Below are 21,174 nucleotides of genomic sequence, written 5' to 3'. Positions count from 1 at the left end.
ATCGTTGTCGAGGCCAGTGAGGGCCTCAAACACCAGGAGATTCAATGTTGAGTTCCAAAGCACCCCGTTCAACGGCCACCCGCCTGTTCGCTGCGGGAGCAGTGCTGACCCTGGGAGCGCTCAGTCTTTCAGCCTGTGGTGGAAGTTCCCCGTCCGCCTCATCAACGGGAAGCTCGTCAGGGGACAAGGTCGGCGTCTCGCTGATCGTTAAGACCACGACCAACCCGTTCTTCGTCTCCATGCAGGACGGGGCAAAGAAGGCGGCCGAGGCCGGCGGCGTGGACCTGAAGCTCGCAGCCGGCAAGGCTGACGGCGACGAGGACACCCAGATCCAGGCCATCGAGAACGCCATCTCCAAGGGCGACAAGGGCATCCTGATCACCCCCAACGGTCCGTCCGTAGTGGACGCCCTGAAGAAGGCCAAGGACGCCGGGCTCTTCGTCATCGCCCTGGACACCCCGCCGGACCCGGCCGACGCCGCCGACATCACGTTCGCCACCGACAACTTTGCCGCCGGCGAGCTGATCGGCAAATGGACCGCAGCCCAGCTGGATGGGAAAAAAGCGACCATTGCCCTCGTCGATCTCTTTGACGACAAGGTTGTCTCGGTTGATTACAACAGGGACCAGGGCTTCCTGACCGGCCTCGGTATCGACACCGCGGACAAGAAGAAGAACGGCGACGAAGCCAAGACCGGCAAATACACCGGCGGCAAGGGCGGCGACTACGAGATCGTCGGCAGCCAGGCCTCCCAGGGCGCCGAGGACGGCGGACGCACCGCCATGGAAACCCTCCTCGCCAAGAACCCGAACATCAACGTCGTCTACACCATCAACGAACCTGCCGCGGCGGGTGCTTTCGAGGCCCTGAAGGCCGCCGGCAAGGAAAAGGACGTCCTGGTGGTTTCGGTGGACGGCGGCTGCACCGGCGTGAACAATGTCAAGGCCGGCGTCATCGGCGCCACGGCGCAGCAGTACCCGGTCAAGATGGCCGAACTGGGCGTGAAGGCCATCGTTGACCTCGCCAAGACCGGCCAGAAGCCGGCCAACTCACCGGGGCTGGACTTCTACAACACAGGTGTCGAGCTCGTCACAGACAAGCCGGCCGACGGCGTCAAGAGCATCACCACCACCGAGGCCTCCGACATCTGCTGGGGAAAGTAATCCACCCAGCTTCACTGCGGGGCGGGGAGTCCGGAGCCCGCTACTCGGCCTCCCCGCCCCGCATCTACCGAGCTAGGGCCGCCCTAGCAACCATCACGGAAGATCAGGACCAATCGTGACCCAGCAACAGACCGCCGGCCCGCCCAGCGCCGGGCATGCCGACCTGGCGGAGGAATTCCTTGACCGCCAGACACCGCTCAGCCGGATACGCAATATCCTTCACCGCTACCCCGCCGTCAGCCCCGCTCTCGTACTTCTCATCGCGGTGGTGGTGTTCGGCCTCCTCAATGACAGGTTCCTGCGGGTTGAAAACCTCTCCCTGATAACCCAGCAGGTCTCCGTCGTCGGCACCCTGGCCATCGCCCAGACCCTCATCATCCTCACCGCCGGCATCGACCTCTCCGTCGGTGCCGTCATGATCCTCTCCTCCATGGTCATGGCCCAGCTTGCCGTCAACAACGGACTGCCCGCACCTGTTGCCCTGCTCGCAGGCCTCGTCGTCGGACTCGCCGCCGGAGCACTCAACGGATTCCTGGTCACCCGGTTCCGGCTCCCGCCGTTCATCGTCACCCTCGGCACGCTGAACATCTTCATCGCCCTGACACTGCTCTATTCCAACGGAGCGACAGTGCGCGGCTCGGCCATGCCGCCTCTGCTGACCTGGACCGGCACCACATTCCCGCTCGGCCCTGTGCGGATCTCCACCGGCGTCGTCATGATGCTCCTGCTCTACATCGCTGTTGCCTTCATCCTGGGCAAGACGGCCTGGGGCCGGCACGTCTACGCCGTGGGCGATGACAAGGAAGCCGCCCGCCTGGCCGGCATCCCCGTCAGCCGGGTGCTCATGAGCGTCTACCTCGCTGCCGGCGCTGTCCTGGCCGCCGGCGCCTGGATCCAGATCGGGCGGACCAACGCCGCCAGCCCCAACGCCGGCGTCGACCTGAACCTGGACTCCATCACGGCCGTCGTTATCGGCGGAACCAGCCTCTTCGGCGGCCGCGGCTCCATCTGGGGATCACTCCTCGGGGCCCTGATCGTCGGCGTCTTCCGCAACGGTCTCTCCCTTGCCGGGCTCGACGTTTTGTACCAGACCCTCGCAGTGGGCGTCCTGATCATCCTCGCTGTGTCCATCGACCAGTGGATCCGAAAGGTCAAGTCATGACCATGACAGAATTTACAGCCCCGCACGTCACCACCCGCGAACCCATCCTGCGGGCCCGAAACCTCGTCAAGACCTTCGGCCGCGTCGTGGGCCTGGATGGCGTCAGCCTCGACCTCTACCCCGGCGAAGTCCTCGCGATCATCGGCGACAACGGTGCAGGCAAATCAACCCTGATCAAATGCCTCACCGGCGCCGAAGTCCCGGACACAGGCGAACTCTTCGTCTCAGGACAGCAGGTGCACTTCAAACGCCCCCAGGACGCCCGTGTCCACGGCATCGAAACCGTGTACCAGAACCTCGCCGTCTCACCGGCCCTCGACGTCGCCTCCAACCTATTCCTCGGCCGGGAGGAACGGCGTGCGGGACTCCTCGGGAGCGTGTTCCGGATGCTTGACACCAAAGGTATGCGCCGGAAGGCCAAGGAAGAGCTGACCCGGTTGGGCATCTCCACCCTGCAGGACGTGACAGTGCCGGTGGAGAACCTCTCGGGCGGCCAGCGCCAGGCTGTCGCCGTGGCCCGCGCCGCGGCGTTCGGTTCAAAGGTCGTTGTGCTGGATGAACCGACGGCGGCACTTGGCGTCCGGGAATCGAACCAGGTGCTCCAGCTGGTCCGGGACCTTCGCGACCGCGGCCTGCCGGTCATCTTGATCAGCCACAACATGCCCCACGTCTTTGACGTGGCGGACAGGATCCACATCCAGCGCCTGGGCAAGTGCGCTGCCACCATCACTCCGCAATCACACACCATGACCGACGCAGTGGCGATCATGACCGGCGCAGCCACCGCCTGAGGTCCGGCTAGTACCCTCCCGCTCTACCGGAGCCCCTTCTCCGTCCGCGGACCTCCCCGAGGTCCGCGGACGGATCCATACCGGGAGTTCCCATCATCACCATCCCACGAGAGACAGACCATGGATTACCTCACAACAGCCCGGAACGACGCTCACCAGACGCTCGACGTCATGGTCATAGGCGAAGCGCTGATCGACGTGGTCACCACGTCACACGACAAAGTGGAACACCCCGGCGGCTCACCGGCCAACGTCGCCTACGGACTCGGCCGCCTCGGCGTAACAACAGGTCTGCTCACGGCAATTGCCCCGGACGCGCGGGGGATTTCCATCGAAAACCACCTCAGCAGCGCAGGCGTCATACTTCTGCCCGGATCAAAATCCCTCACCCGGACAGCATCGGCAACAGCAACCCTTGAACCGGACGGCTCCGCCAAGTACGACTTCGACATCATCTGGGACCTTGCCCCAGCAGTCCCCGCCTGCGTCCCCAAAATACTGCACACCGGTTCCATCGCCACTTTCCTCAAACCCGGCGCCGGCGCCGTGAGGTCACTGCTCGAACAGGCACACAGACACTGCATGATCACCTACGATCCCAACATCAGGCCAGCCCTGCTCGGCAGCCATGCAGAAGCGAAGGCCACCTTCGAAGAGCTCGTGCCACTAACCGACGTCGTCAAACTCAGCGACGAAGACGCCCACTGGCTGTACCCGCAAAACAGCCTGGACGAAACCGCAGCCCACATCCTCGGTCTGGGCACCGGGCTTACCGTCATCACCAAAGGCGCCGACGGCTCACAATTCACCACAACCGCCGCTACCATCAACATTCCCGCCGTGAAGTCAAAAGTTGCCGACACCATCGGCGCCGGGGACTCCTACATGTCCGCCCTGATCCTGGGCTTTCTCACCCGAGGAACCGAAGGCTTCGCCCCAGCTGTCCTGGAGCAGCTTGGACACACCGCAGCTGCAGCCGCGGCCATCACCGTGCAGCGCCCGGGAGCAAACCCCCCGACCCTGGAAGAACTCAACATCGCAATCGAAGCCCATCCCCTAGCCCAATACGCCGACTCCCGAAGCACGTCGTCAAAATGACCGGTTGCCATATGCGTGGAATCAACCCGAATCAGATCGGCCAGTTCCGCACGGGTCAGTACTTCCCCAAAGGAACCGACTTGTCCGTCTACGGCCCCGAAGACCTTGAACACGTGGCCCAGGAACTCAACGCCCGACCACGCAAAACGCTCGGCTGGGATACCCCGGCCGAGCGCGTGCGTGATCTACTAATGACCGCCTAGCCACCAGCAGTGTTGCAACGACCGCTAGAAACCGCCGACCTTCCGCCGTCGTCCGTTTGCGTTTTATCAGGCGGCGTCGTGGGCGAGGTTGCTGGAGAGCTCGCGGTGGGCGCCGGCCTGGTCCTGGAGCGCCTTGGCCCGGGTCTCGAATACGCCGACGGCGTCTGCGCCGGCGGCAAAGCGCAGCGGCGGCTCGTCCAGTTCGGCGAGCTGGATCAGGGCGTCGGCGAGCTTGGCGGGATCCCCGCCCTGCTGTCCGTCCATGCTTTGCCAGGCGGCGACGGTCTGGCGGGTGCGCTCGGCGTAGTCGTTGATGGTGGATTCGGCGTAGCTCGTGGATTCCGGGGTGAGCAGTTCGGTGCGGAAGAACCCCGGCTCCACGATCATGGTGCGGATCCCGAATGGGGCGACTTCGGGGGCCAGGGACTCGGCCCAGCCCTCGACGCCGAACTTCGATGCGGCGTAGGCGGTAAGGAATTCCCCGCCGGCGATGCCGGCTGTTGAGGAGATTGTGACCACCAGCCCCGAGCGCTGGGCCCTCAGGACCGGCAGGGCCGCGCGGGTGACGTTCATGGGGCCGAACATGGTGGTTTCGATCTGCGCCCGGAAGTCCTCCGGGGTGATTTCCTCGAAGAAGCCTGCGTAGAAGTTGCCGGCGTTGTTGACGAGCACGTCGATCCGGCCGAACCGGTCGACGGCGGCCTGCACGGCCGCTTCCGCCGCGGCGGGGTCGGTGACGTCGAGCTGCACGGCCATCAGGTTCTCGCTCTGGCCCACGGCCTGGGCGACCTTTTCCGGGTCGCGTCCGGTGGCGACCACCGCGTGCCCGGCGGCCAGGGCTGCCTTCGCGATGTCGGTGCCCATGCCGCGGCCGGCGCCGGTGATGAACCAGACTTTCTTCCCGGGCATGTTTTCCTTCTGGCCTGTCATGTTGTCGTTGTGTTCACTCATGTGACGGTTCTGTCTTTCCTGGGTTGTGTGGCCCCGGCTGCGCGTGGGCGCGCATCTCGGGGACGGTCGATCCACCGGCGGGACCGCCGGTGGTGGTTGTTTCGGGAGGCGTTGCCGCCCAGCTGGCGAGGAACGCCAGCGCGTTTTCGGACCCGGAGCCGGGCTCCGCGGTGAAGGTGAACAGGGTCTGTCCCTCATCTCCGGGAAGGGCCAGCGTCTCGAACTGCAGGGCCAGGTCCCCCGCGACGGGGTGGTGGAAGCGCTTGGTCCCTGTGGTGTGGATCCGCACGTCGTGTCCGGCCCATAGTGCGGCGAACAGCCCGCTGCGTGTGGTCAGCTCCCCGACCAGCTCGTTCAGTGCCCGATCGTGCGGGTTCCTGCCCGCTTCCAGGCGCAGCATCGCCACCGTGGTGGCGGCGATCGCGTGCCAATCGGGGTAGAGGTCACCTGCGTGCGGATCGAGGAAGAGGTAGCGTGCCTGGTTCGGCAGCCGCCCCGGCGTGGCCGGCCCCGACTGTACGGCAGAGTTGAACACCTCCGCGTACAGCGCACGGCCCAGCAAGTTGGCGGCCAGCACGTCCGAACGCCCGTTCTGCACCAGGGCGACCACTCCGGTCATGCCGTCCAGGAGTCGCAACACCCCGGGGCGGACCCGCTGCTGCGTGGGCCGGAGCGGCGCCCGGCGCGACGGTGTGCTGGCCGTCCGCACCAGATCCATCAGGTGCGCCCGCTCGGCGTCGTCCAGCCGAAGGGCAGAGCCGACCGCCTCGAGCACCGCGTCCGAGACGCCGCGCAGGCTGCCGCGCTCAAGCCGCGTGTAGTAGTCCGTGCTCACCCCGGCGAGCTGCGCCACTTCCTCACGGCGCAGGCCTGGCACGCGGCGCAGCTCCCCGTAGCTGGGGATGCCGGCCTGTTCCGGGCTGATCTTCGCGCGCCGCGAGATCAGGAACTCACGGATTTCCTCTTTTCTTTCCACATCCACCACGCTACGCAGGCCGGGCGGCCGGTGGCAGTGTCTATCAGACACCCCCAATCCGGCCAACGTAGCCGAGGGCGCAAGCGATGTCGCCACCCCTCTGTTGACAAATGCAAAACGTTTTGTGTAGCGTAGCTCACACCAGATACAAAACGTTTTGCAAAGGGAAGTCAATGACGACAAAAGTGGGAATACGCGACGTGGCCAAGGCCGCCGGGGTTTCAGTCACCACGGTGTCGCATGCCCTCAACGACGCCACGAGTTTCCGGGTGAAGGCAGCGACGCAGCAACTCGTCCGGGACGTGGCCAGGGATCTTGGGTACGCCCCGAACAAGATGGCCAGCGGACTGCGCAACCAGCGCTCCCAGATCCTTGGGCTGGTGAGCGACGAAATCACCACCACCCCCTTTGCAGGCGCAATGATCCGCGGGGCGCAGGACGCCGCCTATGACCGCGGCTATGTGGTGATGGTGGTCAATTCCGGCCTGGACAGCGAGCTGGAAAAGCGTGAAATCAACATGCTGCGGCAGCACCAGGTGGACGGGGTGGTTTATGCCCGGATGTACCACCAGAGCGTGCGGGTCCCCGCGGAACTGGAGGGCCTTCCCACCGTGCTGTTGGATTCCGTCACTGACAACAGGTCCATTTCCTCGGTTATCCCCGATGAAGTGGCCGCTGCCGAGACGGCCGTTGAAGCAATCATCCAGGCGGGCCACACCCGGATCGGGATGATCAACAACGTGGACGACATCCCCGCCACGCACGGCCGCAGGGAGGGTTTCCTTAACGCTCTCCGGCGGCACGGCCTGGAGCACGACCCCCGCCACTTCGTGATCGGCCAGCCCGAAACCGCGGGGGGCCGCGAGGCCGCGCTGGGGCTTCTCGGTCAGCCCGACCGGCCCACGGCCCTGTTCTGCTTCAGTGACAGGGTTGCCATGGGCGCCTACCAAGCGGCCACGGCATTGGGGCTGCGCATTCCCCAGGACGTGTCCATTGTGGGGATCGACAATCTCGAAATCATCGCAGACGCCCTGTGGCCGGGGCTCACTACCGTCGCCCTTCCCCACTACGAGATGGGCCGTTGGGCGGTCAACCGAGTCCTGGACGACATTGAAAATCCCGGCGCACCGGCAGCCCAGACGCAACTGGAGTGCCCCCTCATTGAGCGGGGGTCCCTCGGCCCGCCGCCAAGTTAGCTGATTGCCGGCAAGAGGCGCCCTCACCGAACCGTTCCACCGCTCCACTGTTCCACTGCCCGGGGACCGCACGAAAAGGGACGCAGCCGTTGCACCGGCCGCGTCCCGCCGGACCCGGGACAATCCCCCACGCCCAAATTCAGCAGAAAGATTGACCATCATGAACAAGCGATTCACCCGGATCCTCGCCACCAGTGTAGCTGCGGCGGCCCTTGTCGGCTCCCTGGGCGCCTGCGGAAAGGGCAGCGCCTCGGCCCCGTCCGCAGGCTCCAACGAGATCACCATGTGGACCCACAACGCGGGCAACCCCGAAGAACTCACGGCGATTGAAAACATCGTGGACTCGTACAACAAGAGCGCCGGCGCCAAGGCCAAGATCAAGGTCCAGGCGTTCCCGCAGGACTCCTACAACGACTCCGTGGTCTCGGCCGCGGCCTCCGGGAAGCTTCCCTGCATTGTTGACATTGATGGCCCCAATGTTCCCAACTGGGCCTGGGCGAAGTATCTGACACCGCTGCAGCTCGACGCGGATGTGTCCAAGAATCTGCCGAGCACGGTGGCCAAATGGGAGGGCGAGACCTACGCCGTGGGCACCTATGACGTCGCGCTGGCGATGCTTGCACGCGCCTCCGACCTCAAGGCAGCCGGTGTCCGCGTCGCCACTGTCGAGAAGCCGTGGACCAAGGACGAGTTCCAGGACGCGCTGAGCAAACTCAAGGCCCTGGGCAAGTGGGAATACCCGCTGGACATGGGTACCGCCGGAACCGGCGAGTGGCTGCCCTACGCCTACTCGCCGTTCCTGCAGTCCTTCGGTGGGGACCTGATCAACCGCGACGGGTTCCAGTCGGCAGACGGCACCCTCAATGGCGACAAGGCCGTCGAATGGGCCCAGTGGTTCCGCGGCCTTGCCGACCAGGGATTCATGGCCAAGAAGAGCGGCAAGGACTCCACCCAGGACTTCCTCAACAACAAGAGCGGCATTCTCTACACCGGCTCCTGGGCCGCGGACAAGGCACGCGCAGCGGTGGGTAAGGACCTCGTGGTCATGCCGTCAGTGGACCTCGGGAACGGCCCCAAGATCGGCGGCGCCTCCTGGCAGTGGGGTGTGACCAGCGGCTGCACCAACTCCGCGGCAGCCATGGACTACCTCTCCTACTCACTGAAGCCGGAAAACCTGGCCGCGGTGGCGAAGGCAACGGGCACCATCCCGGCCACCGACGAGGCCGCCGCACTGATCCCCGCGTACGCCAAGGGCGGCACAAACCGGATCTTCATGGAACTCTCCCGCAACTACGCGGTGATGCGCCCTGAAACCCCGGCCTATCCCTTCATCGCCACCGAATACGGCAAGGCTGTCCAGGACATCCTCGCCGGCGCCGACCCCAAGACGGCGCTGGACAAGTCGGTCAAGGCCATTGACGCCAACATCAAGTCCAACGGCGGCTACAAGAACTAGCCGGCTGCCCGCGGTACGACGGCGGTGCGCAACCGCCGCCGTCGTACCTCCGGCCCTGACTGTCGACGGAGAAAACCATGACAACAACCCAGCTCCCCTCCCCCGGCCGCGGCCTGGCGGATCCGGCCCCGGCCGCACCGCCCAGCAAACCGCGCCGCCGCCCACGCCGCCTGCGCGAACAGATCAGCGGCTGGGGAATGATCGCCCCGGCCGCGGTCCTCCTGCTCGCCTTCGTCTTCCTCCCGGCGATCATGGGCTTCGGCCTGGCATTTACCAACGCCCGGCTTGTTTCCCCGCGGCCCGTTGAGTTCGTCGGCACGGACAACTTCGCGCGGCTCTTCGCGGATCCCACGTTTTGGCGGTCGCTGCTGAACGTCAGCTATTTCGCCGTCGTGGTGGTGCCGGTCCAGTCGGGCCTCGCCCTGGCGATGGCCCTCCTGATCAACAAGAAGTTCCGCGGCGTAAACTTCTTCCGCACCATCTACTTCCTTCCCGTGGTGACGTCCATGGTGGTGGTGTCCCTGCTGTGGATGTTCATGTACCGCAAGGACGGCCTGATCAATGAGTTGCTGTCGACGGCCAGTTTCGGCCTGATCAACGGCCCGGACTGGCTCAACGATCCCGCCACCGCCATGCCGGCCATCATCGCCCTGTCCATCTGGCAGGCCGCGGGTTTCCACATGATCATCTGGCTCGCAGGTCTGCAGAGCATCTCCGGGGAACTGTACGAGGCCGCCCAACTCGACGGGGCCAGCCGCTGGCACCAGTTCCGCTACGTGACCTGGCCCGGCCTCAAACACACGCGCACCCTGGTCCTGGTGACCATCACCATCCAGGCGCTCGGGCTCTTCGACCAGGTCAGCGTCATGACCCAGGGCGGGCCCCTCGATTCCACCACCACCATCATCTACGAGGCGGTGCGCTCCGGCTTCAAGCAGCAGGAGACCTCCTACGCCTCGGCCATCTCGCTCGTGTTCTTCGTGCTCGTGCTGCTGATCTCCGCAGTGCAGCGCTACCTGACCCGAGAGAAGGACTGACGTGAAACAGACACTCAATTCCAAGGGTCTCGGCAGTGCAACGACCATGGCGGTCCGCCTCCTGTTCGCTGCCGTCGCCGCCTTCCCCATCGTGTTCATGATGGTGTCCTCCCTCAAGCCGGACCAGCAGATCTTCGGCGACATGTCCTCGGTGGCAGCGTTCCTGCCGATCGGCAACATTTCGCTGGACAACTACGCAGCCGTGTTCGACCGGGTCCCGGCCGCCCGCTTCCTGGTCAACTCCATCGGCATCTCCGCGGTCACGGTGGTGCTCGGCATCTTCATCAATAGCCTCTGCGCGTTTGCCTTGTCCCGCATGGAGGTCCGCGGCAAGCGGGTGGTGTTCACCGCGATCCTCGCCACCCTCATCGTGCCCTTCCAGACGCTGGCGCTGCCGCTGGTGTGGTGGGTCAACCAGCTGCCGTACTTTGAGCTCAACGGGTTCAGCCTCGAAATCTCAAAGGGCTGGCTGGACACCTACCAGGTCCAGATCATCCCTTTCATCGCCAACGCGTTCTCAATCTACCTGTTCCACCAGTACTTCGAGTCCATCCCGAAGGAACTGGACGAGGCAGCCCGGATCGACGGCGCCGGCTGGTTCACCATCTACCGCAAGGTGGTCATGCCCCTCGCGGGACCGGCCACCGCCACCGTGGCCATCCTGACCTTCCTGCCCGCCTGGAACTCCTACCTGTGGCCGCTCATGGTGGTCCAGTCCGAGGAGCTCCGCCCGGTGATGATCGGCATCCAGTACTTCTTCCAGCTCAACGTCTCCTGGGGCGAGGTGATGGCTTACGCGTCCCTCATCACCATTCCCGTGGTGGTCCTGTTCGTCGCGTTCCAGCGATCCTTCATCAACAGCATCGCCTCCAGCGGCGTCAAGGGCTGACCAGCCTCCTCACGCGAAAGCCTGCAAAGAACCCTCATGAAAACACTCACCGAACTCGACTGCCAGTACCGGCCACAGTGGCACTACTCAGCGGAGCGCAACTGGCTCAACGACCCCAACGGCCTGGTCTACTCCAACGGCACCTACCACCTCTTCTACCAGCACAACCCGCACGGCGCTGAATGGGGCAACATGTCCTGGGGCCACGCCACATCCACGGACCTGCAGCACTGGGACGAGCAACCCGTGGCCATCTGGTGCGATGACCAGGAGGCCATCTTTTCCGGCTCCGCCGTTCTCGATGTCCATAACACCAGCGGTTTCGGCGTCGGCGGAGTGCCTCCGCTGGTGGCCATCTACACCAGCGCGTATTCGCCCGCGTCGCCGCTCGCCGGACGGCAGGCACAGTCCCTCGCCTACAGCACGGACGAGGGCGCCACCTGGACCAAGTACGCCGGGAACCCAGTGCTTGACCGGGCGTCCCCGGACTTCCGTGACCCCAAGGTCTTTTGGCACGACGGTGACGCCGGCAGCTATTGGGTGATGGTCGCCGTCGAGGCTCTCAACCACGAGGTGGTTCTCTACAAGTCGGCGGACCTGTTGTCCTGGGAGTACCTGAGCACCTTTGGCCCCGCGAACGCCACGGGAGGGGTGTGGGAGTGCCCGGACCTGTTTGAACTGCCGGTGGACGGCGATGCCTCAAACACCCGGTGGGTCATGGTGGTAAACCTGAGCCCCGGCGGCATCGCCGGCGGCTCCGGCGGCCAGTACTTCATCGGAACGTTCGACGGCGTGAGGTTCCGTTCCGAAACCACAGTCACCGAAGGCGTGCAGGCCGACGACCGCCGGATGGCCGACTACGGATGGCTCGACTGGGGGCGGGACTACTACGCGGCCGTGTCCTTCAGCAACGTCCCGGACGGCCGGCGGCTCATGATCGGCTGGATGAACAACTGGCAGTACGCCGCCTCAACACCCTCAGACGGCTGGCGCAGCGCGATGTCACTTGTCCGTGAAGTCAGGCTGGTGTCCCGCGGCGGGCGCCCCGTGCTGGTGCAGGAGGCGGTGGACCCGTTCGACAGCGACTGTGCAGAGCCGTTTGCCATGGATCGGCAGCCGTTGGCGGAAGGGGTGACGTGGCTTCCAGCCGAGGCCTGCGGTGATGTGCTGCGAATCGATGCGGAATTCGAGCCGGGCACTGCCAGCAGGGTAGGTCTCGTGCTCCGGGCCGGCAGCGAAACGGACGGTGCATCCGGCTCCAGGTCCGGGCCCGGGGCCGGGGCCGGGGCGCGCATTGTCCTGGCCTACAACTGCCTCACGGCGGAGCTCAGCCTGGACCGGACCGGATCCGGCAACGTGGGGTTCCACGAGGCATTCCCGTCGGTGGAGCGCGTTGCCGTGCCATTGGAGGACGGCCGGCTACGGCTCCGGGTCTTCCTGGACCGCTGTTCCGTCGAAGTCTTCGCGCAGGACGGCCTGGCGACCATCACTGATCTGGTCTTTCCTGCACACGCCGGCAACGCCGTCGGACTGCTGGCCGAAGGCGACGGCGGCACCCTGGCGAGTCTGGCCGTCCTCCGTTGACCATCTAAAGCGTTCAACCTCGACCACGGCCCCGCACACCGGTAGAGTTCCCGCATCTGTTCCGGACACTTCTTGGGGGCCATCGTGCTTAAAGGAATCAGCAGGATGACAGGTGCTGTGGCGGGGCTGGTGCTTTCGCTCGGCATGATCGCACCATCGGTGACGGCAGTGGCCGCGGTGGGCTACGACTTCGATTCTGCCGCCAGCCTGCAGGTGGCGGTCAACAAGCACCGGCAGCTGAACCCGGCTGCTTATGTGCCGGGGCAGCTGGTCAGGGTCCAGGGCGAACGCTTGCGGACGCAGGCCGCGGACGCCTACAAGCAGTTTGCCAGAGCCGCCAAAGCGGCCGGCGTGAACGTCATGCCGATCAGCGGCTACCGTTCGTTCAGCGAGCAGGCCAGCCTCTACGACAGCTACGTGCGCCAGTACGGACAGGCGACGGCAGATACCCTTGCAGCCCGGCCCGGCTACAGCGAACACCAGACCGGCCTGGCGATGGACATCGGCAATGCCAGCGGAACCTGCGCCCTGCAAGCCTGCTTCGCAACTACCCCGGCAGGCCAGTGGGCTGCTCAGCACGGCTGGGAGCACGGATTCATCATCCGATATCCGGCCGGGGCCGGGGCCACTACCGGCTACACCTACGAGCCATGGCATCTGCGCTATGTGGGACGGGCGATCGCCGAGGATATGCATTGGACCGGGATTAGCACCCTTGAGGAGTACTTCGGTCTGGGCGCGGCCCCGGATTATCTCCCGTAATGGACTCGCTCTTCGCCGTCGTGCGGTGCGCTGTGGGCCGCACGTCACCGGTCAGTGTGTGGAGGCCAACCGCCTGTAGCTGAAGGACTTCAGCGTCAGCGCGCCCCCCGCCGTGGCGGCTTTGATGCTCGGCGTCCCCGCGGAGGGGAAAACGAGTGAGGTCATGGTCTTTTCCCCGCCGTTGATGAAAACCTCCACCGAGCTATAGTCGACGAATATCGATAGCTCCACTTTGCCGTCTCGCGCTGGGCTGACTGCGCGCCGCGATGCCCGATAGTCCGGACTGAGTCCGGCCTTGCCGGTGGCGGCAGCATCAGCCTCGCGGGAGATGAATGCCGATTGGTCGGCAAAGTCATATCCGACAGTCGCGAACGTTTCCCCGTCGCTTCCGAGTTCGATCCTCGCAACGGAACCGTCGTCGTCCGCCGTCCGCTCAAGAGTCACATCGAGCCGGTACGCTCCGCCCTCCGGAGCCGGCAACTGTCCTGCGCCGTCCTGTGTTAGCCGGCGTTCCCCGGTCGTTGCCACCGGGCCCTCAATGGACTGCATGGCGGCGGAGGGGCTCGACACAAGGGTCGGCGTCCCCGCGATTGTCTTCAGCCGGATGTCGCGCACCATGGAGTCGGCGCCGCCGTGCCAGTCCTCGGTGGGCAACTGCCGGGCGTACGCCCAGTTGTTCATCCACCCGATAGCGTGCCTGGAGGACATCCGCTGGCTTTCGGTGAGCCTCGGATCGTCCCACGTCACGGCTGCGTAGAAGTCGGAGCCGGCGTCGAGCCACCGATGCGGCCCGCCGGACGGGGTGAAGCGGGTTCCGTCCCACTCGCCAGTCCAGTAGGCAACGCCAGTGGTGAATCCCTCTTCTTTTCCATTCGCGCTGGCGGCAAGGACCCAGGTCCGTTTGGATGGATCACCGTCGAGATCCAGTTGGAAGAGGTCCGGGCATTCGAGGGCGCCAAGACCGGTGCGTTCGACGCCCGAGGCGTAGCGCCAGTCCTTCAGGTCGGGCGAGGTATACATGCCGATTTTGTCGCCTTCGGCCAGGGCCATCACCCATTGGCCGTGGGCTTCATCGCGGATGATCTTAGGATCCCGCCAGTGCGGTTCGCCGGGGTTATCCATGACCGGATTCTGCCTGTACGCGGTGAAGGAGTATCCGTGGTCGGTGGAATAGAACAGGGATTGCCGCTGGATTCCCTGGTCCTGCTGCGTCATGACAGCGATCACGGCTCCTTTGCCAAAGCCGGCCGAGTTGTCATGGTCCACCACGGCGCTTCCGGTCTCGATATCGCCCAGCCCGTTTTTGTACTTGGCGATCGCCACCCCCTCGTCCTTCCAGTGCACCAGGTCTGTGCTGGTCAGGTGGTACCACTCGGTGCCGTTCTCTTTCGGGTAGCCCGCGTTGTAGAGGTAGTAGTAGTGCCACACGCCGTCCAGCAGGATCGGACGCTGCGGATCATTCATCCAGTTCTTCGCGGGCGTGATGTGATAGCTCGGCCGGAACTCGGATGCCCCCTCAGGCCGATCGAAAGCTGAATGCGCCTGCTCGGCCTGGCTCTGGGCGCCCGGACGGGATCCCGTCGCAGGGACCAGCGCCAGCGCGACAAGAACGGCCGCGGCCGCTGCTGCGAGCACAATCCAGATCGTCCGAAGGTTTTTCATGACTCAACATTCCTGTTTCTGGCGGAAGCCATCCCGCCCCATCTATGGCCTGTATATGCGGAGGACGGAAGCGCCCGGAATTCCGGGCGCTTCCGCCTCATGACTGCCTATTGCACTACTTGTAAAGGCCGGCTCCGCCGACGTTGAGGTTCGTGGGCAGGTACCCGAACGGGCCAAGGCCGTTCTGGCCGAAGGTGCGGTCAACTGCCGAAACTCCGTTGCGGAAGTTGATCTTCACGGTGGGCGAGAGTGAACCGCCGCGGACACCGTTCACGTTGTCGATGAAGGACTGCACCAGACCGCCCGGCTGCACGTAGTGCGAGTAAGCCTGGAACTGGCGGCCGTTCTGGAGGGGATTCGGTCCTTCGGGCGCGTTGGCCGGCATGTTCAGGTCCGTGGGGGAAGCCAGAGCCAGGCCGCTGTTGTTCATCGGCTGGTAGTCGGAACGGACACCGTTGCCCACGAAGCCGTAGACGCCGTCGGGGCCACGCATTCCGTCAGCGTAGGTGAACTGGTGGCTGATGGTGAACAGGTAGTACTTGTTCTTGCCGTCCTCGTTCTGGATGAAGATCTGCGGGCGCTCGGTCTGGTCGTTGACGCAGTTGGCGGACAGGATCGGCGGCAGGAAGTGCCACTTGGTCAGGTCCTTGTTGTCCGCGACGGCCAGGCCGACATTGGCGGTCTGGAACCAGGAACCGGTCGTGGTGTTCACAGTGTTCGTGGATTCGGCATTCGGATCGCCGGGCTGGTAGCCCAGGTCTTCGTCCTTGCACTTGTAGTCGCCGCGCTTGCCGCCGGTGTTGCCTTCGAAGACCATGAAGGTCTTGCCGGGCTGAGCCGGGTCCGCAAACGTGTACGGGTCCCGGAAGGCAAAGCCCGGGTTCTGCGCCTTGTTCTGGTACATGACACCGTCGGGCTCGAGGAGCTTAGTGTGCTCGAAGCCGTCGAAGCTCACGCCGTTCTGGTCCGCGTGGATGTTGCCCAGCGCCTTGGCAATCACGGCATCAGGGGCGATTCCGCCGCCGCCGGCGTTGCGCTCGGCAACGTCGTAGAACGTGGTTGCCGTGTAGAAGACGTTGACGTTGTCGCCCTGCATGAGACGGGTGGAACCGGACCATTCGGTGTTGCCGATGGAGGTGTTGTCCAGGAACAGGTGTCCACCGTAGTTCCACTTATCCTTGGCCGGGTCGGCGTTGGTCTTGCGGAAGAAATAGCCGATCCGTGCGTTCCAGTGCCGCTGGTCGAAGCCGTATCCGGCGTGGCGATCAGCAACGAGTGAGAAGATGACGTCCCAGCCCTTGTAGCTGATCTGGTTTGCGTTCTCGTCGGTCAGGGACCAGGTGTCCCAAACCCACACGTCGTCGTTCATGGCCGGGAAGTTCTCGGGGATTTCCGGCATGGTGACGTTCGGGCTCATGGAGTTCTGGCCCGGGGACACGGCGGTGCTGCTTTGGGCCATGATCTGCTTGGCATCCGCACGCGTCCACTTGGAGGTGAAGGCTGCGGCGGGATCGAACGACTGCTGGGTGTGCTTCGTGGGCAGGGGGAAGCCGGGCGTCGGAGCCGGCATCTGCCCGCCGCTCGGCGGATCCGAGGGCGTGTTTGCCTGCGCTGACGGAACGGAAAGGAAGACGGAGGCCGCCACGGCCGCCGCCAGTGCCGCGGCGACAGAACGCCACCGCAGCTTCCGGGGTGTATTGGGATGCTCGTGCATTTTTGCTCTTCTCGCGGAGTGAGACCATTCGTGGAAGGCGGGCGTGTGCCCTCATTCCCCGAAACTCCGGCAGCCCCGATGACACCGCAGGCGTCATCGAGGACGCCATTGTGTCGAGGGGCGGGACCTCGGTAGGGCCCCGCCTGATGGCCCGGGAGGGTGCTGACTTCCCGGACGTTCATCACCGTAGACAGTGCTGGCGAGGATTCAAAACCACATTTCAGGCACGAAAGAGGGCCAGAACGTGAGGCATGTAAGCGCTTGCACAACATTTGCGCGCGCGTGCCACGACTCAAATTTTGTGTCAAATGTTTCACAAAAAATATGCTTTATTTTCTAAGTTGCCCGCTGTTCACCCGTTTGTTCCTCCGTAGTCGTGCGCCATTGCGCCCAACAGGGCCGTCTCAGGCCCAACGCAAACCAGAGCCCCCGGCCTAGGCCGGGGGCTCTGGTTGGACGTCACGTCCAGGCCGACTCAGTGATCTACTGCCACCCGCTTCCGGCTCCGGGAGGGCGCCGCTGCGATGAGCAAGGCTGCAAGCGCCACGGCCGCGCTCAGGATCAGGCCCGGGCGATACTGTTCCAGCATGGCCGCCGCACCCAGGCCGGCGCCGCCGGCGGACGCATTGCCGTGACCGCTGACCATGGCGGTGGTGACGGCGAGAACCAGTGCAGCCCCCACCTGGGTGCTGGTCTGGATCAGGCCGGCCGCCAGACCCTGCTCAGAGTTCCGGATGCCCGCGGTGGCCTGGACGTTGATTGACGGGAAGGCCAGGGCGAAGCCGACACCCAGCAGCAGAACTGAGGGCAGAATGTCCGTCACGTAGTTGGGCGACGTGCCCACCCGCAGAAACAGCAGATAGCCGAGCGCCAGCGAGGACAAGCCGGTCAGGATCAGCCGCGGTGCGCCAAACTTGTCGATGAGCCGGTCAGCGAAAGGTGCGCTCGAGGCCACCAGCAGGCCCGTGGGAAGAAGCGCCAGGGCCATGCCGAGGGGGCTCCATCCCAGCACGGACTGCAGGTAGAGCGTGAGGATGAACTGGAAGCTCAAATATGAGCCGAACAACCCCACGGCGCTGAGGTTCGCCCGCGCCACCCAACCTTCCCTGAGGATGCTGAACCTGATCAAGGGGTGCCTGACGCGGTTCTCGATCACCGCGAAGGCTGCCAGCACCGCTGCCGAGGCCACGAATCCGGCGATAGTTGCCACAGATCCCCAACCGTTCCCGGGTGCCGCGACGAGTGTGTACACGAGCCCCAGCATGCCGGCGGCGAGTGTGACGGCACCCCAGAGGTCGTGCCCGCTGTCATGATTACTGCCCTCGGCCTTGCTGGCGGCGTTGTCCCGCGGGATGTATTTCAGGCCAAGAATCACGACGGCGACCGCCACCGGTACCGAAACCAGGAAGGTCCAGCGCCAGCTCATCGCAGTCATCAGGCCCCCGACGACCAGACCGAGTGAGAAGCCGCTGGCGCCGAAAGTAGTGAAGATGGACACGGCCCGGTTGCGTTCCCGACCTTCCGCGAAGTTGGTGGTGATGATCGAGAACGCGGCAGGAGCGGTGAACGCGGCAGCTAGGCCCTTGAGGAAGCGGGTGCCGATCAGCAGGGCGGGGTCATCCACCAGGCCGCCGAGCAGGGAAGCTGCGGCGAAGACGCTGAGCGCGATCAAAAAGATGCGCCGCCGCCCGAGCAGATCGGCCATCCGGCCGCCCAGCAGAAGAAGGCTTCCGTAACCGAGCACGTAGGCGGAGACGATCCACTGGAGCGACTCGGTTCCCAGGTGAAGTTCAGTGCCGATTGAAGGCAGTGCCACACCGACCATGGACACGTCCAGCGCATCGAGCGCCAAAACGGTGCACAGGACCAGGAGCAGCATCCACTGCGCACGGCTCCAGCGGACGGGAGCAAGCCGGTCTCCGGCAGGTCTTTGAAGAGTGGAAGTTGAGGTCATGGCACTAATTTATATGACACGTCATTGAATGACAAGGAATATTATGACGTGGACTTTTATTTCGCCATGAACTAGAATTTCGGCATGGCAACACCGCAGGACCGCCAGCTGGTTGAGCAATGGCGCAGCATCCAGACCACGTACTTCCGCACCGCGGCGGCGATCGACCGCGCCCTTGAGTCGCGGTTCAACATCGGCCTGACTGAGTTTGAAATCCTGGATCTCGTGGCCGAAAGCGAAGACGCAGCGTGCCGGATGAAGCAGCTGGGTGAGCGCACCCCCATGACCCAGAGCGCCATGTCCAAGGTGGTGGATCGGCTCGACAAGGCCGGACTCATTTCCCGCCGCTCCTGCCAAGATGACCGGCGCTCACTCTTTCTGGAACTCACCGACGCCGGCCGTGCGCTCCACCGGGAAGCCGCGATCGAACACCGTGCCCTGCTCAAGGAAAACCTCGCCTGAGCCGGCAGAGCCAGGATTTGCCGCGACGCGACCTCGCTTATCACCTCTCCGTGATGCACACCCATAGCCTGCCCGCATGGGTGGATCACCGCTGCCCCGGTGGCTGGACATGCGAGGATCGGGGTATGGAAAACACCCCCGAGGTCCTCCGCTATGCGGCCTTTTCCACGACGCCAAACGGCGGCAACCCCGCCGGACTGGTGCTGGATGCCAGCCATTTGGACGATGCCGGGATGCTGGCGGTGGCGGCCGCCGTCGGGTATGCCGAAACGGCCTTCGTGACGGAGCCGGGCGTCGGCGGGGACCCGCGCCGGAGCCGGGTTCGGTACTTTTCGCCGATCGCGGAGGTGCCATTCTGTGGCCATGCGACGATTGCGCTGGCCGTTGCGCTGAGCGCCCGCGACGGGGCAGGATCCTTCACCTTTGACACTCCTGTCGGCCCCGTCGTCATCGAAACTGCGGGCGACGGCGCCGACATCACCGCCTCGTTCACCGGGGTTGAGCCACAGCTGGCCGCATTCGATGACGACGTGCTGGCTGACCTCCTGGGCCTGCTCGGCGTCGGGCTGGCCGATCTCGATCCCGCCTACCCGCCGCGGATCGCGTATTCGGGGAACTGGCATCCGGTGCTGGTCTTCGCCGACAGCAACCTTTTCGACTCCTTTGGCTTCGATCCTGAGGGGGTGCGCCAGCTCATGGATGCCCAGGGCTGGGCCGCCACGGTAGCCGTCCTGCACCCGGTGGCAGATGGCGAATTCGAAGCCCGGAATCTGTTCCCTGTGGGAGCCATCACGGAGGACCCGGCAACAGGGGCCGCCGCGGCGGCAGTCGGCGCCTACCTGCGCATCCTGGGCCTGGTGGAGCCCCCGTCGAGGGTCCTGATCCACCAGGGACGGCACGTCGGCCGGCCAAGCGTACTCACAGTGGACATTCCCGCTGCCGGCGGAATAGTGGTCAGCGGCAGGGCCGTCCGGATCCCCGCCGCTACCGGCAGCAGCTGACTTGTTTAGCTGTTGCCGGTGTAGACGAGACTGTCGGGGTCGATTTCGTGAGCCGGGGCATCCGCAAGTCCCTGCGGGGACAGATCCATGTCCATAAGCCCGGGTAGTTGATTGTGGGCCGCGGAATGCCCGGTGGTGGATGTGCTGTGGCTGGTCACGGTGTGCCCCTAATACTTTGTTGGATACAGACCCGGGATGATGCTGCCTGTCATGGGCGGGGTATTTCCATCTGGAACCCGCACCGGCACCGCAGAACACGCGTCCGGAGATAGTCGCCCAGAATATCCGGAGTCCCGGCATGAGTGGAAACCGGCCGGTGCGCGCTGCGCCGCTCGGGGTCCACCGCTGACATCGGCTCCTGGCAGTGGCGGTAGGTCTCGTCCCTATGGACGGCGCCGCTGCTGTTCCGATTCGGCCCCGGGATGGCTGCGAGAAAGGCCGCAGTCGTAGCCACCACGTGCGAGCTGCCGCAGTTCGTGCAGCTAATGGCGGCTGCGAGGATTTCCCGCTGCGGATTCATGGTGGTGACGGAGTCCAGGAGGAGGTGCCGGTCGGTGTCGCATGTCGCACACCATGGCCGGCGGCCTCGGGGCTGGTGGGCATCCCGGGGCAGGTACGTGCTTGACGTGATTGTCATCCGGGTCAGACCAGACCCGGGTAGCTGGCCAGGATGTAGTCCGCTGCGGCCGGTCCTTTCATGCGGAGGCCGTTGCGCTTGGGATGGATCTGCTTCTCCTTCATGGCCGCCCAGAAGGAATCTTCCGGGCGGGGTGTGGCCTGGCTCAGGAAGCACCAGCTGGTGTAGAGGCCGTAGAGGCAGTCCCTGCCCAGGGAGTGGTCGGATGCAGGGTCTTGGGTAGTGGCTTCCTGCAGGAATTGGTCGTATTGAGAAGTTGCCATGAGTGGCTCGTTTCCTCGCGGTGCATTTTGTGCCGCCGTGTGGCTACAGCAGCTAAGCGTCAAGGCCGTGCACGGGGCGCTGAAGCGTGATCCCGGACTCTTCGTCACCGCAGATCCGGGGCAAAGCGTTGCTGGGATGGCAATCCGCGTGGCCGCGGAAACCAGACAAAACAACTTCTCTACAATGTAGACTGTAGGCGTAGACTACACATT

At 64.7% G+C, this 21,174-nt stretch carries 19 protein-coding genes and 1 pseudogene; 13 read left to right on the top strand and 7 right to left on the bottom strand.

What is annotated here, in order from left to right:
• The first annotated feature begins 44 nt into the window (after nt 1-44).
• The 5 genes and pseudogenes from MRBLAR12_RS14355 to MRBLAR12_RS14335 form a co-directional block, all read left to right on the top strand.
• Nucleotides 45-1,163 carry a substrate-binding domain-containing protein gene (locus tag MRBLAR12_RS14355; RefSeq protein ID WP_229995452.1) on the top strand — a complete coding sequence of 373 codons (1,119 nt, stop codon included), beginning with the start codon at nt 45-47 and terminating at the stop codon, nt 1,161-1,163.
• Nucleotides 1,164-1,278: 115 nt separating this feature from the next.
• Nucleotides 1,279-2,325 (top strand): ABC transporter permease, encoded by a 1,047-nt coding sequence (locus MRBLAR12_RS14350; RefSeq protein WP_229995451.1) that lies wholly within the window; start codon nt 1,279-1,281, stop codon nt 2,323-2,325.
• A complete protein-coding gene (locus tag MRBLAR12_RS14345) occupies nt 2,322-3,116 on the top strand; it encodes an ATP-binding cassette domain-containing protein (RefSeq protein ID WP_079551845.1) in 795 nt (264 codons plus the stop codon). The genes MRBLAR12_RS14350 and MRBLAR12_RS14345 overlap by 4 nt, the downstream gene beginning before the upstream one ends.
• Before the next feature lie 120 nt (nt 3,117-3,236).
• Entirely contained in the window at nt 3,237-4,214 is a 978-nt protein-coding gene (locus MRBLAR12_RS14340; RefSeq protein WP_229995450.1) for a carbohydrate kinase family protein, read from the top strand.
• Between the two features lie 14 nt (nt 4,215-4,228).
• A pseudogene (locus MRBLAR12_RS14335) lies at nt 4,229-4,417 on the top strand (IS30 family transposase); the annotation flags it as partial.
• A 66-nt stretch (nt 4,418-4,483) separates the two neighbouring features.
• On the opposite strand, the gene MRBLAR12_RS14330 reads toward MRBLAR12_RS14335, so the two are convergent.
• Nucleotides 4,484-5,368: an SDR family oxidoreductase gene (locus MRBLAR12_RS14330; protein ID WP_364746795.1), complete on the bottom strand. Its 885-nt coding sequence runs from the start codon at nt 5,366-5,368 to the stop codon at nt 4,484-4,486.
• Nucleotides 5,361-6,344 carry a helix-turn-helix transcriptional regulator gene (locus tag MRBLAR12_RS14325; protein WP_364746793.1) on the bottom strand — a complete coding sequence of 328 codons (984 nt, stop codon included), beginning with the start codon at nt 6,342-6,344 and terminating at the stop codon, nt 5,361-5,363. Before MRBLAR12_RS14325 ends, MRBLAR12_RS14330 begins: the two co-directional genes overlap by 8 nt.
• 173 nt (nt 6,345-6,517) lie before the next feature.
• On the opposite strand from MRBLAR12_RS14325, the gene MRBLAR12_RS14320 reads away from it, so the two are divergent.
• From MRBLAR12_RS14320 to MRBLAR12_RS14295, 6 genes are all read left to right on the top strand, one after another.
• The gene (locus MRBLAR12_RS14320) at nt 6,518-7,540 is read left to right on the top strand and encodes a LacI family DNA-binding transcriptional regulator (protein ID WP_364746791.1); all 1,023 of its coding nucleotides are present in this window, start codon (nt 6,518-6,520) and stop codon (nt 7,538-7,540) included.
• Nucleotides 7,541-7,700: 160 nt separating this feature from the next.
• Nucleotides 7,701-8,996, top strand: a complete 1,296-nt coding sequence (locus MRBLAR12_RS14315; RefSeq protein ID WP_364746789.1) for a sugar ABC transporter substrate-binding protein — start codon at nt 7,701-7,703, stop codon at nt 8,994-8,996.
• A 77-nt stretch (nt 8,997-9,073) separates the two neighbouring features.
• Nucleotides 9,074-10,033: a carbohydrate ABC transporter permease gene (locus tag MRBLAR12_RS14310; protein ID WP_364746787.1), complete on the top strand. Its 960-nt coding sequence runs from the start codon at nt 9,074-9,076 to the stop codon at nt 10,031-10,033.
• A gap of 46 nt (nt 10,034-10,079) precedes the next feature.
• Entirely contained in the window at nt 10,080-10,922 is an 843-nt protein-coding gene (locus tag MRBLAR12_RS14305; protein WP_364747070.1) for a carbohydrate ABC transporter permease, read from the top strand.
• Between the two features lie 36 nt (nt 10,923-10,958).
• A complete protein-coding gene (locus MRBLAR12_RS14300) occupies nt 10,959-12,506 on the top strand; it encodes a glycoside hydrolase family 32 protein (protein WP_364746785.1) in 1,548 nt (515 codons plus the stop codon).
• Between the two features lie 105 nt (nt 12,507-12,611).
• Nucleotides 12,612-13,268, top strand: a complete 657-nt coding sequence (locus MRBLAR12_RS14295; RefSeq protein WP_364746784.1) for a M15 family metallopeptidase — start codon at nt 12,612-12,614, stop codon at nt 13,266-13,268.
• Between the two features lie 51 nt (nt 13,269-13,319).
• On the opposite strand, the gene MRBLAR12_RS14290 is transcribed toward MRBLAR12_RS14295, so the two are convergent.
• The 3 genes from MRBLAR12_RS14290 to MRBLAR12_RS14280 form a co-directional block, all read right to left on the bottom strand.
• Nucleotides 13,320-14,930, bottom strand: a complete 1,611-nt coding sequence (locus MRBLAR12_RS14290; RefSeq protein ID WP_364746782.1) for a glycoside hydrolase family 32 protein — start codon at nt 14,928-14,930, stop codon at nt 13,320-13,322.
• 115 nt (nt 14,931-15,045) lie between these two features.
• The gene (locus tag MRBLAR12_RS14285; protein WP_229993587.1) at nt 15,046-16,644 is read right to left on the bottom strand and encodes a glycoside hydrolase family 68 protein; all 1,599 of its coding nucleotides are present in this window, start codon (nt 16,642-16,644) and stop codon (nt 15,046-15,048) included.
• Between the two features lie 475 nt (nt 16,645-17,119).
• Nucleotides 17,120-18,598 carry an MFS transporter gene (locus tag MRBLAR12_RS14280; RefSeq protein ID WP_364746780.1) on the bottom strand — a complete coding sequence of 493 codons (1,479 nt, stop codon included), beginning with the start codon at nt 18,596-18,598 and terminating at the stop codon, nt 17,120-17,122.
• Between the two features lie 84 nt (nt 18,599-18,682).
• Between MRBLAR12_RS14280 and MRBLAR12_RS14275 the strand changes: the two genes are divergently transcribed.
• Nucleotides 18,683-19,060: a MarR family winged helix-turn-helix transcriptional regulator gene (locus MRBLAR12_RS14275; RefSeq protein WP_229993585.1), complete on the top strand. Its 378-nt coding sequence runs from the start codon at nt 18,683-18,685 to the stop codon at nt 19,058-19,060.
• A gap of 125 nt (nt 19,061-19,185) precedes the next feature.
• Nucleotides 19,186-20,061, top strand: a complete 876-nt coding sequence (locus tag MRBLAR12_RS14270) for a PhzF family phenazine biosynthesis protein (RefSeq protein WP_364746778.1) — start codon at nt 19,186-19,188, stop codon at nt 20,059-20,061.
• A gap of 5 nt (nt 20,062-20,066) precedes the next feature.
• Here the strand turns inward: MRBLAR12_RS14270 and MRBLAR12_RS14265 are convergent, their stop codons facing one another.
• Complete coding sequence (locus MRBLAR12_RS14265) at nt 20,067-20,219, bottom strand: hypothetical protein (RefSeq protein ID WP_364746776.1); 153 nt, start codon at nt 20,217-20,219, stop codon at nt 20,067-20,069.
• A 484-nt stretch (nt 20,220-20,703) separates the two neighbouring features.
• Complete coding sequence (locus MRBLAR12_RS14260) at nt 20,704-20,961, bottom strand: hypothetical protein (RefSeq protein ID WP_364746774.1); 258 nt, start codon at nt 20,959-20,961, stop codon at nt 20,704-20,706.
• Nucleotides 20,962-21,174 lie beyond the last annotated feature (213 nt).

Origin of the sequence: Arthrobacter sp. LAR12-1-1.1 (genome assembly GCF_040676555.1) — a bacterium.
In the GTDB taxonomy this organism is placed as follows: Bacteria; Actinomycetota; Actinomycetes; order Actinomycetales; family Micrococcaceae; genus Arthrobacter.
Note: the sequence above shows the minus strand (reverse complement) of the source record. Positions and strands in the feature narration are given on the sequence as shown.

Bases quoted from the DNA above. Each gene is read 5' to 3' on its own strand.
- MRBLAR12_RS14300 (WP_364746785.1), top strand. From the start codon at position 10,959: ATGAAAACACTCACCGAACTCGACTGCCAGTACCGGCCACAGTGGCAC.
- MRBLAR12_RS14295 (WP_364746784.1), top strand. From the start codon at position 12,612: ATGACAGGTGCTGTGGCGGGGCTGGTGCTTTCGCTCGGCATGATCGCA.
- MRBLAR12_RS14305 (WP_364747070.1), top strand. From the start codon at position 10,080: ATGGCGGTCCGCCTCCTGTTCGCTGCCGTCGCCGCCTTCCCCATCGTG.
- MRBLAR12_RS14310 (WP_364746787.1), top strand. From the start codon at position 9,074: ATGACAACAACCCAGCTCCCCTCCCCCGGCCGCGGCCTGGCGGATCCG.
- MRBLAR12_RS14290 (WP_364746782.1), bottom strand. From the start codon at position 14,930: ATGAAAAACCTTCGGACGATCTGGATTGTGCTCGCAGCAGCGGCCGCG.
- MRBLAR12_RS14320 (WP_364746791.1), top strand. From the start codon at position 6,518: ATGACGACAAAAGTGGGAATACGCGACGTGGCCAAGGCCGCCGGGGTT.
- MRBLAR12_RS14260 (WP_364746774.1), bottom strand. From the start codon at position 20,961: ATGGCAACTTCTCAATACGACCAATTCCTGCAGGAAGCCACTACCCAA.
- MRBLAR12_RS14355 (WP_229995452.1), top strand. From the start codon at position 45: ATGTTGAGTTCCAAAGCACCCCGTTCAACGGCCACCCGCCTGTTCGCT.
- MRBLAR12_RS14345 (WP_079551845.1), top strand. From the start codon at position 2,322: ATGACCATGACAGAATTTACAGCCCCGCACGTCACCACCCGCGAACCC.
- MRBLAR12_RS14330 (WP_364746795.1), bottom strand. From the start codon at position 5,368: ATGAGTGAACACAACGACAACATGACAGGCCAGAAGGAAAACATGCCC.
- MRBLAR12_RS14315 (WP_364746789.1), top strand. From the start codon at position 7,701: ATGAACAAGCGATTCACCCGGATCCTCGCCACCAGTGTAGCTGCGGCG.
- MRBLAR12_RS14270 (WP_364746778.1), top strand. From the start codon at position 19,186: ATGGAAAACACCCCCGAGGTCCTCCGCTATGCGGCCTTTTCCACGACG.
- MRBLAR12_RS14280 (WP_364746780.1), bottom strand. From the start codon at position 18,598: ATGACCTCAACTTCCACTCTTCAAAGACCTGCCGGAGACCGGCTTGCT.
- MRBLAR12_RS14275 (WP_229993585.1), top strand. From the start codon at position 18,683: ATGGCAACACCGCAGGACCGCCAGCTGGTTGAGCAATGGCGCAGCATC.
- MRBLAR12_RS14340 (WP_229995450.1), top strand. From the start codon at position 3,237: ATGGATTACCTCACAACAGCCCGGAACGACGCTCACCAGACGCTCGAC.
- MRBLAR12_RS14285 (WP_229993587.1), bottom strand. From the start codon at position 16,644: ATGCACGAGCATCCCAATACACCCCGGAAGCTGCGGTGGCGTTCTGTC.